The organism is bacterium, from assembly GCA_040753085.1.
Lineage (GTDB): Bacteria > UBA9089 > JASEGY01 > JASEGY01 > JASEGY01 > JASEGY01.
In genome coordinates this window covers 1-12,770 of the sequence record JBFMHI010000071.1, presented here as the reverse complement: position 1 = coordinate 12,770, position 12,770 = coordinate 1, and the positions used below count along the sequence as shown (strand labels likewise).

Genomic DNA, 12,770 nt, shown 5'->3' with positions numbered 1-12,770 from the left:
AGCGGGCCCACCAAAGACATGAAGAGATAGTCGCGATGTGGTCCCGAAAGGCAGCTTAAGGCCAAATTTTTGGTTGACTCTGCGGCGGGTCTTCAGCCTTCAGTCTATCCACCTGAGTAGTTACGAAGGATTAATCTAATGGGATACTTAGAGATATTAGGGTTAGTTGTTTCCGGGGCCGGGACAATGGCCTCTATTTTAGGCATATTTTTTGCCGTCTATGCCAAACAAAATGGCAGAGTGACCAGAGAACTTATTAGAGAAATTCAGACAGAAACTCAAAATCTCATTAGACAAACTCAGTCGGAGACTCAAAGTCTCATTAAAGAAATGCGAAATGAAATGCGAAATACTATTATTACAGAGACAAGATTGACCCGAGAGTTAATAGAAAAAATAGATAAGCGGGGGCACACCAAAGACATGAAGAGATAGTCGCGATGTTGTGCCGACAGGCCATAACGACAATGTAGGGGCAACCCCCTGTGGTTGCCCCATATTAGGGCAGGCACGAGGGCCTGCCCCTACGGCGGCAAATAATGACTACAAGGGGGAGAATATGACCTCAGAAAGGATTTTAATTGTAGAAGATGATGAGGATGTAATAGAATTTGTTTCAGATTTAGTCCAAGCGGTGGATTTTGAAGTATTCGTAGCCAAAAATGGTCCGGAGTGCCTGAAATTAGCTAAAGAACTTTTACCCACTTTAATCCTTCTTGATATCCGAATCCCTCTGATGGATGGTTTTGAGATATGTCCCAAACTTCGAGACAATTTTTCTACCAGTCATATACCTATTGTGGTGCTCAGCGGCGTGTGCAAGGATATTGAGGACAAAGTTAAGGGACTCGATCTGGGGGCCGACGATTATATTACTAAACCCTTTGACGGAAAAGAGCTTATTGCCAGAATAAAGGCGATTCTTCGCCGAACGCATTTAGAAAGGGGATGCAACCCCCTGACCGAATTACCTGGAAATATTGCTATTGAACAACAAATAAAATCCCGGTTAAACCTTAACGAGACCTTTACGGTCCTCTATTCGGATCTTGATAATTTTAAACCATTTAATGACTACTATGGCTATAATAAAGGGGACCAGGTAATAAAATCTCTCTCCCGCATTTTTATTGAGGCGGTAGAAAATTTAGGCAACTCTAATGATTTCGTGGGCCATATCGGAGGAGATGACTTTATCCTTATCACTACCCCTGACAAGTCAAAACCGATTGCTGACCGGGTCATAGACAGATTGGCTTCCCTATCGGAAGGACTTTTTGATAAAGAAGCCCTTAAGCGAGGCTATTTTGAAATTACCGACCGACGGGGAGAGGTTTCCAGATTTCCCGCCACCATAGGCATAACTATTGCGGCTGTCACCAGCGCTCCGGATAATCAGTTGCGCAGTCATCTAAAAATAAGTGACTCCCTGGCCGAGGTTAAACATTATGGTAAAAACCAGCCGGGAAGCGTCTTTGTAGTCGACCGACGAGGAGGGAGATAAATTGCGGAATATCTTAGGGCTGGCCTTGTGTTTTATCTTCCTTTCCGCGGTGCAGGCTCAGGAGCAGAAACTGGAGGTTACGGTCTACAATCGCGACCTGGCCCTGATTAAAGATCAAAGGGAGATAAAGCTTAACGCCGGGACAAATATTGTCTCTTTTACTGATGTAGCCGCCCAAATAGATCCCACCTCGGTTCACCTTAAATCCATCACCTTTCCTGAAGAGGTGATGGTTAAAGAACAAAACTTTGAATACGACCTTCTCTCCGCGGATAAACTCCTTTCTCGTTATCTCGACAAAAAAATTAAGCTCATTAGTGATTCAGAGAGCCTCTACGAAGGTAAACTCCTTAGCTTTGACCCCCAACAACTCATTCTGGACCAGGAAGGCCCTCTTAAAATGGTAGACCGAGAAAACATCCGTGAGATAGAATTCCCAGAGCTTCCTTCGGGTCTCATTACTCGTCCTACCCTTATCTGGCAGATCTACTCCCAAGAATCCGGGAATATTCCGTGTGAATTAACTTATCTTACTTCAGGTATGGATTGGCAGGCTGACTATGTAGCGGTGGTAAATCCCGAAGATACTAAGATGGACTTAAATGGATGGGTCACTATCCGGAACGAAAGCGGCACTACTTACCCAGAGGCCGGGCTAAAACTCATTGCCGGGGATGTCCATCGAATACCTAAACCTAGACCTATTCGTCCTTACAAAATGATGGCCGCCGAAGCCCTGGCGGCTGAAGAGAGAGATTTTGAAGAAGAGGCTGTCTTTGAATACCATATGTATACCCTGGATCGAGTTACTACCTTAAAGGATAACCAAACCAAACAGATTAGCCTTCTTTCCGCCTCCAATATTCCGGTTAAGAAGATATATATCTATGACGGCGCCAGCTCTGAAGGTAAGGTTTGGGTTAAACTGGAATTTAAAAACAGCCAAGAAAATGGGGTTGGTTTCCCTCTCCCCAAAGGAAGATTGCGGGTATACAAGGCTGATAGCAAGCAGGCCCTGCAATTCATTGGTGAAGATGAGATTGATCATACCCCTAAAGATGAGAAGGTTCGGGTTTTTCTGGGCAGCGCCTTTGACGTGGTGGGGGAAAGAAAGCAAACAGATTACAGACAGGTTACCGATCGAATCAGGGAAGAAGCCTACGAGATAAAGCTGCGCAATCACAAAGATACTGATATAGAGGTGGTGATAACGGAGCACCTGTATGGAGACTGGGAAGTTATCAAGGCTTCTCACCCTTACGAGCGCAAGGATGCCAGAACCATGGAACTTAAAGTTCTGGTCAAAAAAGATTCGGAAGAAGTGATTAATTACCGGGTTAGGTATAAGTGGTAGTTTCGGGTTTAGAAAGGGGCGAAATCTCTAACTCGAAACCCGAAACTTAAAAGAAGGTAACCGTTCAGCACATGATGCTGGATGCTCGATGCTCGATCCTCGATGCTCGATCTTCGATGCTCAATGCTGGATGCTCGATGCTCGATCCTCGATCCTCGATGCTCGATGCTCGATGCTGGATGCTCGATGCTCGATCTTCGATGCTCGATGCTGGATCCTCGATGCTGGTAAAGGATCCAGTATCCAGGAGCGAGCATCGAGCATCGAGTTTGTGCCTTAGTGGCTGAACGCTTACAAAAGAAGAAAGGAGGCTATATGTTTCAAACGTCCAGGATAAGAAATACCGGTTTAATATCCCACGGTGGCGCCGGCAAGACATCTCTGACAGAAGCCATCCTCTTTGACACCGAGGTCATTAATCGATTAGGCCGGGTAGAAGAGGGAAATACCGTGTCTGACTATGATCCGGATGAAGTTAAGCGGGGGATATCTATTAATGCTACGCTGGTTCATACTCAGTGGAAGGGACATAAGCTCAATATCATTGATACACCCGGTTATGCTGACTTTATAGGAGAGGTAGTCAGAACGCTCCAGGTCGTAGATTCTTGTATAGTCCTTTGCGATGCAGCCAGCGGCGTTGAAGTGGGCACAGAGTTGGTCTGGGGATATGCCGATAAATACAACTTGCCGCGGGCCGTCTTCATTAACAAGATGGATAAGGAAAATGCCAATTTTTCAAAAGTGGTGGATGATCTGAAAAATGTCTTTTCCGCACCGGTTGTTCCGGTTCAAATACCTATCGGCAAAGAAGCTGGTTTTAAAGGGGTCATTGATCTGGTTCAGAACAAGGCCTTTATTTTTAGCGAGGGCAAGGTGAAGGAAGAGGCTATCCCGGCCGACCTATCAGATAAGACCGCCGCTGCCAAGAATTCCTTGGTAGAAGCTATTGCGGAGACTGATGATGAACTTTTAGAACAATACTTAGAAGGAGAAAAACTCACGGATGATCAGATCAACCAGGCTATGAAGCTGGCCATAGCCCAAAGGAAAATCATTCCGGTGTTATGCGGTTCAGCTTATCATAATATCGGTATTCAACCCCTGTTGGATTTTATCACGACCAACCTCCCGACTTCTGATTATGCCGGGAAAATTACCATAAAAAATTCCAACACTAATAAAGATGAGGAAAGGAAGCTTTCACCTGAGGCCCCTTTTGTGGCCAGGGTCTTTAAGGTCATTACGGATCCCTTTGTCGGAGAACTCACCTTTTTTAAGGTCTATTCTGGTGTCCTTCACTCAAGCTCGGATGTCTTTAATGCTACCCAGAATCATAAGGAGAGGATCGGTCACATCTGCCTTATGGAAGGTAAAGAAAGGAAAGAGATTGGGGATGTGGGGGCCGGTGATATAGCGGCGGTGGTTAAGCTGAAAGGCACCAAAACAGGGGATACCCTCTGTGATTCGGCTCATCCGGCGGTTTTTGATCCTCTGGATATCCCTGAACCGGTTATGTCGTTAGCCGTCTTTCCCAAAACCAAGGCTGATCAGGAAAAATTGTCGACGGCCTTGCATCGGCTGAGTGAAGAAGATTCAACTTTCCGGATTTACCACGATCACGAACTGAAACAAACCATTATTCAGGGGATGGGTGAGGTTCACCTGGAACTTACCCTGGACCGGATGATGCGTAAATTTGGCGTAGAAATCGAGGTGGAAAAACCTAAGATTGCCTACCGGGAGACCATCAGGAAATCTTCTAAAGGCGAGGGAAAATACAAAAAGCAAAGCGGCGGCCGGGGACAATATGGACATTGTTTCCTGGAGATAGAACCTTTGCCTTCTGGCTCGGAATTTGAATTTGAAAACAAGATATTTGGGGGAGCCATACCGTCCAAGTATGTCCCGGCGGTAGAAAAGGGAGTGAAGGAGGCCATGAATAAAGGGGTATTGGCCGGCTATCCAGTAATTAATACCAAAGTTATCTTATATGATGGCTCCTTTCATACGGTTGATTCTTCGGACCTGGCCTTTCAGATTGCGGGGTCTTTTGGGTTTAAGAAGGCCTTCGAAGGGGCCGCTCCGGTTCTGCTTGAGCCTGTTATGGATGTGGAAGTTAAAGTAGCCAAGGAATATATGGGTGATATTATCGGAGATTTGAATTCTCGACGGGGAAAGATTCAGGGGATGGAAGAGCATGGGGGCTCCTCCGTAGTCAAGGCCTTGGTCCCGGAGGCAGAGATGTATAAATATTCCACCTCTTTAAGATCAATTACCCACGGCCGGGGGACCCATAAGATGAAGTTTTCTCACTATGAAGAAGTCCCTCACCAACTGGCGGAGGCCATTATTGCTGAGTCTAAGAAAGAGGAATAGAAAATTACAGTTAGGGGAGGTTTTAGATGTCCGGACATTCTAAATGGGCGTCGATTAAACATAAAAAAGGGGCTATGGATGCTAAGCGAGGGAAACTTTTTTCCAAGCTTATCAGGGAAATTACGGTGGCCGCCAGAGTGGGCGGAGGTGATCCGGATGCCAACCCCAGATTAAGAACCGTCATTGCTAAGGCCAAAGAGGCCAATATGCCGGCGGATAATATCAAAAAGGCTATCCAGAAAGGAACCGGGGATCTGCCGGGCGTGGTTTTGGAGGAGTACACTTACGAAGGTTACGGTCCTGGAGGCGTGGCTATGCTGGTGGAAGCGATGACGGATAACCGAAATAGAACGACCGCCAGGATCAGGAGCCTTTTTTCCAAAGGTGGAGGAAATCTGGGGGAGGCAGGTTGTGTGGCCTGGATGTTCTCCAAGAGAGGTTTTATCACCCTGGACAAAGAAGGCCTTGATGAAGAAAAGGTTTTTGATCTGGCTATTGAGGCCGGAGCTGAAGATGTTAAAACAGAGGCGACGGGCTATGAGATTACTACCGAACCGGGCGCTTTCGAGTCTGTAACGGCTGCCCTTAAAAGAAGCGATATTATGCCTACCTATGCTGAAATAACTATGGTTCCCCAGAGTTATGTCAAATTGGCCGGAAATGAGGCCAAACAAGTCCTGCGTCTGGTGGAAAATCTGGAAGACGACGATGATGTTCAGCATGTTTATGCTAATTTTGATGTCCCGGAAGAGGTTATGGCCGAGATGTCCGATTAAGTAAGGAGTGTAACCTTGAAAGTAGAAGTTGAAGAGAAAGAAGGCGGCACCATAGATTTAAAGGTGTCGGTCGAATCTGAGCGGGTAACTCAGGAATTTGACAAAAGTTATAAGAAGTTACTGCCCTCGGCGCGGATTCCGGGATTCAGACCTGGTCGAGTCCCTCGCCATTTATTGGAAAAGCGCTTTGGCCCTGAGGTAAAAAGAGATGTCCTGGAAAGAATGGTTACCGAGACCTACAAGGAGGCGATCGCTGAGGCAGCTATTTCCCCGGCCGGTTTGCCTGAAATACACCAGATTAACTATAATTATGGAGAGCCGTTGACCTTTACGGCCACCCTGGAAGTAATCCCTAAAATCAGCCTGGATTATAAGGGAGTTTCCATAGAAAAATCAGTCTGCAAGATTACCCCAGCTATGATTGAGAAGGAGTTGGTCAGGCTTCAAGACCAACATGCCCAATCAGTTGAAGTGGAGGATCGCCGCGCCCGAAAAGGCGATCTTTTAAATATCGATTTTGAAGGCCGGGGAGAAAATGATTCCATTCCCTTTATCCAAAAGAAAGATGCCACCCTGGAATTGGGCGTATCTATCCTTGTTACGGGGGCGGAAGAACAGCTTATCGGCATGGAGATGCACCAAGAGAAGGAAATCCTGGTTACTCTCCCGGCAGAATATCCGGCTTATCCTCCTATGGCTGGGAAGAAGGCTGTCTTTAAGGTTAAATTGAATGAAATAAGAGAAAAAGTGCTTCCTGAGTTAGATGATGAGTTTGCCAAGGATGTAGGGGAGTATGAAGACCTAGAAGAACTCAAGGCTAAGATCAAGACCGATCTGGAAAAAGTCGCCGAGGCTGAGGCTGACCAAAAGGTTAGAAATGATCTTATGACCCTTTTGGCTTCAAGGGTTGATTCCAATCCCCCTAAGGGAATGATCGAAGAAGAAAAAAAACTTCTTTTAGACGCCTTCGCCCAGACCTTAGCTCTCAACAGAGGAATAACTTTAGCCCAGTATATGGAAAAGGAAGAAGTGTCTAAGGAAAAGTTTGAAAAAGACTATGAAGCCAAAGCCATCGAGCGTCTCAAGAAAGGCATGGTGGTAGACTATGTAGCTAAGGAGGAAAAGATAGAGGTCACTCCGGAAGAAGTGGAGGCGGAAGTGAGAAATTTGGCTCAGCATTATAATCTCGAATTTGAGGAGATGAAATCTAACCTTGAGAAAGAAGGAAAGATAGCCGAGATCAAAGAGAGGCTTTATACCAATAAGGTTATTGATTTTCTGGTGGAGGCCGCTGAGGTAAATCAGGTGGAAGTAGAAGGGTAAAAGAAAAGGAGAAACAAGATGAATTTAGTGCCGATGGTGGTAGAACAAACCAGCCGGGGGGAAAGGGGATATGATATATTCTCCCGACTCTTAAAAGACAGGATTATCTTCATTGGTAGTGCCGTAGATGATGATGTGGCTAATTTGATCATAGCTCAGATGCTCTTTTTGGAGGCGGAAGATCCGGATAAGGACATCGATCTTTATATTAATAACCCAGGGGGAGTAGTTACAGCCGGATTAGCTATCTATGATACCATCCAGTATATTAAAGCCAAGGTCTCCACTATCTGTATTGGGCAGGCCGCTTCGATGGGCGCTCTTCTTTTAGCGGCCGGCGTCAAAGGTAAACGCTATGCCCTGCCTCACGCTAGGATTATGATCCATCAACCCTTAGGGGGCGTGCAGGGACAGGCAACGGATATAGACATTCAGGCCAAAGAAATACTTCGCATGCGGGAAGAGATAAATAAGATACTGGTCAAACATACGGGTCAGCCTATGGAAAAGATCCAAAAGGATACTGATAGAGACTTTTTTATGTCGGCTGAACAGGCTAAGGAATACGGGATTATAGATGAGGTGCTGGTGGTAAGGAAATAGTAAGGAGGTTTTATGTTGGAATTTGGTGAAGGGAAAGAGAATTTGAAATGCTCTTTTTGTAATAAAAGCCAACGTGAGGTAAAACGTTTGGTCGCAGGGCCTGGGGTATATATCTGTGACGAATGTATCGAGCTTTGTAATGAAATTGTAGCTGAGGAGTGGGATGAAGGGGTCCCTCAATTAGCCGGACTTCCTCGGCCTAAAGAGATCAAGCGGATGTTGGATGAGTATATCATCGGACAAGAAAGAGCCAAGAAGGTTCTCTCTGTAGCTGTCTACAATCATTATAAGCGGATAAATATGCCCAGTAAGGATGTAGAATTAGAGAAGAGCAACATCCTGCTTATCGGGCCTACGGGCACAGGAAAGACCTTACTAGCTCAAACCCTGGCCAGGATACTTGATGTTCCGTTTGTTATTGTGGATGCCACGGCCCTGACTGAGGCCGGTTATGTGGGCGAGGATGTAGAGAATATCCTGCTGCGCCTCATTCAGGTGGCTGATTTAGACATTAAACGGGCTGAAACAGGCATTATCTATATTGATGAAATTGATAAGACCGCCCGGAAAGGCGGAGATAATCCCTCTATTACGAGGGATGTCTCAGGAGAAGGCGTTCAGCAAGCCCTGTTGAAAATTCTGGAGGGCACGGTGGCCAATGTCCCCCCTCAGGGTGGAAGAAAACATCCCCATCAAGATTTTATCCAGATTGATACGACTAATATCCTCTTTATCTGCGGTGGGGCCTTTATTGGCCTGGAGTCTATTATTGAACAGCGAATCGGCCGCAAGACCATGGGCTTTGGCGGAGAGGTTAGACATAAAAAAGAAAAGAAGATCGGAGAGATCTTGAATCAGGTTATCCCGGACGATCTTTTAAAATATGGCCTTATTCCCGAGTTTGTCGGCCGAATTCCAATTACCGCCGGCCTTGACGCCCTGGATAAAGATGCCTTAAACCGGATATTAGTCGAACCACGCAATGCCCTGATTAAACAGTATCAAAGATTCTTTGAATTGGAAGGGGTCAGGCTTCACTTTACGGAAGAGGCCAGAGAGTCGGTGGCGGCGGCGGCAATGAAGAGAGAGACAGGCGCCAGAGGGCTTAGGGCCATCATTGAAGAGTTGATGCTGGATATAATGTATGAGCTTCCTTCCCGGAATGATATTGTTGAATGTGTGGTTACTAAAGAGACCGTAGAAAAGAAGATGATGCCGACTCTCGTTCTTCAGAAGGAAGTAGCGTAAGTAAGGATCGATCCTCGATGCTCGATGCTCGGTGCTGGATGCTCGATGCTGGATGCTCGGATGCTCGATGCGGATAAAGGATATAGGATATAGTGTCCCGTATCGAATATTCAGGATCGAGCATCGAGTATCGAGCATCGAGCCATCGAGGATCGAGTATCGAGCCATCGAGGATCGAGTATCGAGCATCGAGTATCAAGCATCGAGCATCCAGGATTGTTTGGTAGCGGCGGGAGGCCGCGCGCACTATGGATTTAGAAGGAAAATGGACAAAAGCGGTCAAGGGGACCGAAATCATAAGGTATCGCCTAAGCCCCATTGAGACCTTTGAAGTTACAGACATCCCCTACATATTTCTGGCTGAGTCGGCCGTAAATGTAGGCGATACGGTAGTCCGAAAAGGCACGGTCTCAGTGCATGGGGCCTCCATCCTCCTACCCAGAAATTATCCCATATTTGAAGGATTTAACTTTGAACAAAACCTGGGGGTAGATAAGGATACCATCAGGGTGTTCTTACTGTTAAGGGGGGTTTCTTTTCCCTCGCTTAAATACAGCAATGTAAGTTCCAAATTAGAGGTATATGAAGGCCCATTAGAGAAAGCAGCCAGGGAATTTACGGATCGGCTTGAACGAGAGGAGGATATCAAGACAGGACTTATGGTGGGACCTGAAGATTGCTGGCAGTTTTCAGTGCTTATCTTTGTAGGGGCTTTAGTGCAAAAATCGGCGCCGCAGGATGCCAAAAGGTTGCTGGATGATCTCAGGCAGAGAGGACACATATGATTGCGCGGCCACCTGCCGATGTAGGGCTTTTGATCTGTTGCTGGATGATCTTAGGCAGAGAGGACATATATGATGGGGCAGATTAAAGTCCACATCGTCCACCAAGTCCATAAAGTCCACCATAGTCCATCGTCCACCGAAGGTAGCTCTCAGGCTATTGACCGTGAATCTCGGTGGTAAGCAAAGGTGTAATAATAGAAACCAAGGAAAGCTGTTCCCAGTAAGCTTCCTATCCAGAATCCATTGGAACTCCGAATAACAGAAAAGAGGAGCGGGGTATGCAAATGACAAAAGGTATTTATCAAAGAAACTTGAGATAATGCCCCGATAATCAGAAACCATACAGGTAGAGAACCGAACCGTCCTTCCCTGAGCAGAAATAATCCGGCCAGTAAGGCTGGATATCCCACCAGAAATTCCTTTAATCGAGGTCTAGCCCAAAGGTAATTTTCAAACCATACCCGAAGTTCAGCCTCGAAAGGCAAAACCGAAATAGGCCCAAAATTCCCAGACCGAGCCAGGACAAAGACCGCTCCGACAAGTATAATACCCCCCATAATGAGATGAATCAGCTTTATCGGCCGATCCAAAAGAGAGGTCAAGCCCTGGTCCTTTAGAAAGATAAGGCCGAGGCCGATCAGGGGTAAGATAAAGCTGAGTTTTACCCCCCTAAACTGCTCGATCTTTAGAAGATAGGTGGTTTCACTCAAGAGGCCTACGATAAGAAGCGCCCCCAGGCCGGTAGTAAGAGTAACCTGGCCCAAATCTTTCCAGCTTTCCTTGATTAAGAGGGAAAAATGGGGCGAAGAAAGGGGCGAGAGAGACCTCGCCCTGAGGATGGCCAGCACAGGAAAAGTAAAGGCGGCCAGAAAGGCAAATCCCTGCTGAATAAACGGCCTCATCGAGGTAAATATCAGCAGGGAAAACAGACTGCCACCCAGGAGAAGATACATCAGAAACCTGGTTTCTGGAGGGTCACCATGGCCGAGATGATGATTAAGGCCCACCCTACCACCCAGCAGAAAATACAACTTACCGCAGGCGGCCATCACCCCCAGACAGATGAAAAATAAGGCCAGGGAAGTTATTTCATAACCCGGCCAGCCATTATTGGTTCCAATGCTAAAGCCGGCCTTGTTTAGCCGTTCGGTTAATGTCCTGACCAGATTCAAATTTGCCTTAAGCGGGTCGCCCTTCCCGTCTTGATTGAGAGGTCTCAGGTAGAGTAAACGTATCCCGCGCTCTTTAACCGCCCTGAGCATTCTGGAAAGGACGGTTTCCAAGGTAATCTCTTCAACCTCTTTTGGGCCTAAGCCGTAAACTCTGACTACCGACTGATTAGTTTCAACTCCACGCCTGCCTGCAAGTTCTGTCAGGAGTCCTTTCATGCCCTTTTGTGGGGTGAATTCGATTATCCCCAACTTAAGTCCACTCTCTTTTAACCTCTTGCCTGTTACGGTTAAAAATTCAGGATAGCCCAGGACTTCCGTCCCGGAAAAGATAACGCCTTTCACCGATGGCCAATCTTTGACCTGGTCGAAAAAATCATCCGGATCAACTGTCCCTTCCCTCAAGCTGAGATTATTAGGCCTAAGCATACAACTTAATCCCTGACTTTTGACCCATTCGATAAGTTCTGGTGAAAACCCTATTCCCAATTCAAGCACCGAAGGAGCTGTCCCAGCGGCCACTATCAGATAACCGTCTTTACCCCCTTCCTCAGAAGGAAGCGTGAAGTTCTCTGGAGCTTGGTCTATCCTGGTCTTCAGGTTCCCTGAGATTTGTTGGGCCAGATGGTAATCGCTGGTAAGAATATAGGTTTGATCAAGCCTGGTTGGGCCGTCTTCAATCATATTCCATATATAGGGATTCATCAAGCCGTTGATCCGGAAAAAATCCCTCATCTGACGGCCATTAAAAACAGTTATTTTCCCGTCTTCAGACAGACCCTTCAGGGTTTCTTCCTCAAGGATAAGAGAGGTTATCCCTGCTTCTTTAAACCGGGAAACCCAGTCTTTAAGCCGCCCTTCTTCTCCCCTTTCCCGGACAAGTCTGATCAGATCATAGTAATCCATCACCAATTCTACCTGATGATAGTTTCTTTCTATACCTACTCTTCCGGCCGCGATTATAACCGAGATCAGAACAGCGGTGGTAAAGAAAATACGGTTTATTTGGGTTAAGAGCCAGTTAGTATTTATCATCATTGGTGTCTGGTGTCTGGTAGTCTGATATTTGGTGGTCGGTTCACTTACCTTGACCACCAGTGCCTTGTCACGTTAGTATTTATGGGTAGAGTCTCTTTAGGAGGTAGAGGCGAATAATTATTCGCCCCTACTTCTTTTGCAAGGACGATTCGCGAATCGCTATTACTGTAGGGGCACGTTGCAACGTGCCCCTACAGCCTTGTCAAGATAGAAGTTATCTGTTAGCGCTTGTCTTTATGCCGAAGGGTTAAATAATTACCCAAATAAGCAATCATAAGGGTTACCCTTACAAAAGACGAACCTATTAAAGCAAGCTTGACAAGGCACTAGACTATCAGGCCACCACTCACCAGGTATCAGTCCAGTATAACAGACAGAAGGGATAATTGGCAACAAAAAAGTGTTGACAATATCCGATCTATGTTGTATTATCTTAAGTTAAAAGGTAACTACTACTCAGGCAGGTAACTACTCAAAACTAAGTTAAGCAGTTAGTTGGGAGACAAAGCAAAATTCCCTCTCCCTTGATGGGAGAGGGATAGGGTGAGGGTGAAATTGGCGGGCAATATTATTACTCTTGCTAAAAACCTT

General features: G+C 46.2%; 12 protein-coding genes. 10 read left to right on the top strand and 2 right to left on the bottom strand.

Going from position 1 to position 12,770, the window contains the following annotated elements; all coding sequences use genetic code 11:
* Positions 1–138 precede the first annotated feature (138 nt).
* The 9 genes from AB1797_08550 (at position 139) to clpX (ending at position 9,187) form a co-directional block, all read left to right on the top strand.
* Positions 139–435 (top strand): hypothetical protein, encoded by a 297-nt coding sequence (locus AB1797_08550; protein ID MEW5767657.1) that lies wholly within the window; start codon positions 139–141, stop codon positions 433–435.
* Between the two features lie 124 nt (positions 436–559).
* Positions 560–1,504 carry a response regulator gene (locus tag AB1797_08545; protein MEW5767656.1) on the top strand — a complete coding sequence of 315 codons (945 nt, stop codon included), beginning with the start codon at positions 560–562 and terminating at the stop codon, positions 1,502–1,504.
* A gap of 1 nt (position 1,505) precedes the next feature.
* Positions 1,506–2,858 carry a DUF4139 domain-containing protein gene (locus AB1797_08540; protein ID MEW5767655.1) on the top strand — a complete coding sequence of 451 codons (1,353 nt, stop codon included), beginning with the start codon at positions 1,506–1,508 and terminating at the stop codon, positions 2,856–2,858.
* 88 nt (positions 2,859–2,946) lie between these two features.
* Positions 2,947–3,138, top strand: coding sequence for a hypothetical protein (locus AB1797_08535; protein MEW5767654.1), 192 nt, complete (start codon positions 2,947–2,949; stop codon positions 3,136–3,138).
* A 35-nt stretch (positions 3,139–3,173) separates the two neighbouring features.
* The gene (gene fusA / locus AB1797_08530; GenBank protein MEW5767653.1) at positions 3,174–5,237 is read left to right on the top strand and encodes an elongation factor G; all 2,064 of its coding nucleotides are present in this window, start codon (positions 3,174–3,176) and stop codon (positions 5,235–5,237) included.
* Positions 5,238–5,263: 26 nt separating this feature from the next.
* On the top strand, positions 5,264–6,013 hold the full coding sequence (locus tag AB1797_08525) for a YebC/PmpR family DNA-binding transcriptional regulator (protein MEW5767652.1): 750 nt from the start codon (positions 5,264–5,266) through the stop codon (positions 6,011–6,013).
* A gap of 15 nt (positions 6,014–6,028) precedes the next feature.
* The gene (gene tig / locus AB1797_08520; protein MEW5767651.1) at positions 6,029–7,336 is read left to right on the top strand and encodes a trigger factor; all 1,308 of its coding nucleotides are present in this window, start codon (positions 6,029–6,031) and stop codon (positions 7,334–7,336) included.
* A gap of 18 nt (positions 7,337–7,354) precedes the next feature.
* On the top strand, positions 7,355–7,939 hold the full coding sequence (gene clpP, locus AB1797_08515; protein MEW5767650.1) for an ATP-dependent Clp endopeptidase proteolytic subunit ClpP: 585 nt from the start codon (positions 7,355–7,357) through the stop codon (positions 7,937–7,939).
* Positions 7,940–7,951: 12 nt separating this feature from the next.
* The gene (gene clpX / locus AB1797_08510) at positions 7,952–9,187 is read left to right on the top strand and encodes an ATP-dependent Clp protease ATP-binding subunit ClpX (protein ID MEW5767649.1); all 1,236 of its coding nucleotides are present in this window, start codon (positions 7,952–7,954) and stop codon (positions 9,185–9,187) included.
* Here clpX and AB1797_08505 read toward each other — a convergent pair.
* On the bottom strand, positions 9,126–9,386 hold the full coding sequence (locus AB1797_08505) for a hypothetical protein (GenBank protein MEW5767648.1): 261 nt from the start codon (positions 9,384–9,386) through the stop codon (positions 9,126–9,128). The two genes, clpX and AB1797_08505, sit on opposite strands and share 62 nt — an antisense overlap.
* A gap of 49 nt (positions 9,387–9,435) precedes the next feature.
* On the opposite strand from AB1797_08505, the gene AB1797_08500 reads away from it, so the two are divergent.
* On the top strand, positions 9,436–9,972 hold the full coding sequence (locus tag AB1797_08500; GenBank protein ID MEW5767647.1) for a hypothetical protein: 537 nt from the start codon (positions 9,436–9,438) through the stop codon (positions 9,970–9,972).
* A gap of 149 nt (positions 9,973–10,121) precedes the next feature.
* On the opposite strand, the gene AB1797_08495 is transcribed toward AB1797_08500, so the two are convergent.
* Positions 10,122–12,179, bottom strand: coding sequence for a DUF5693 family protein (locus AB1797_08495; GenBank protein MEW5767646.1), 2,058 nt, complete (start codon positions 12,177–12,179; stop codon positions 10,122–10,124).
* Positions 12,180–12,770: the final 591 nt, after the last annotated feature.

Coding starts and splice junctions, on each gene's coding strand:
- AB1797_08550 (MEW5767657.1), top strand. CDS start 139: ATGGGATACTTAGAGATATTAGGGTTAGTTGTTTCCGGGGCCGGGACA.
- AB1797_08545 (MEW5767656.1), top strand. CDS start 560: ATGACCTCAGAAAGGATTTTAATTGTAGAAGATGATGAGGATGTAATA.
- AB1797_08535 (MEW5767654.1), top strand. CDS start 2,947: ATGCTCGATCCTCGATGCTCGATCTTCGATGCTCAATGCTGGATGCTC.
- fusA (MEW5767653.1), top strand. CDS start 3,174: ATGTTTCAAACGTCCAGGATAAGAAATACCGGTTTAATATCCCACGGT.
- AB1797_08525 (MEW5767652.1), top strand. CDS start 5,264: ATGTCCGGACATTCTAAATGGGCGTCGATTAAACATAAAAAAGGGGCT.
- clpP (MEW5767650.1), top strand. CDS start 7,355: ATGAATTTAGTGCCGATGGTGGTAGAACAAACCAGCCGGGGGGAAAGG.
- clpX (MEW5767649.1), top strand. CDS start 7,952: ATGTTGGAATTTGGTGAAGGGAAAGAGAATTTGAAATGCTCTTTTTGT.
- AB1797_08500 (MEW5767647.1), top strand. CDS start 9,436: ATGGATTTAGAAGGAAAATGGACAAAAGCGGTCAAGGGGACCGAAATC.
- AB1797_08495 (MEW5767646.1), bottom strand. CDS start 12,179: ATGATGATAAATACTAACTGGCTCTTAACCCAAATAAACCGTATTTTC.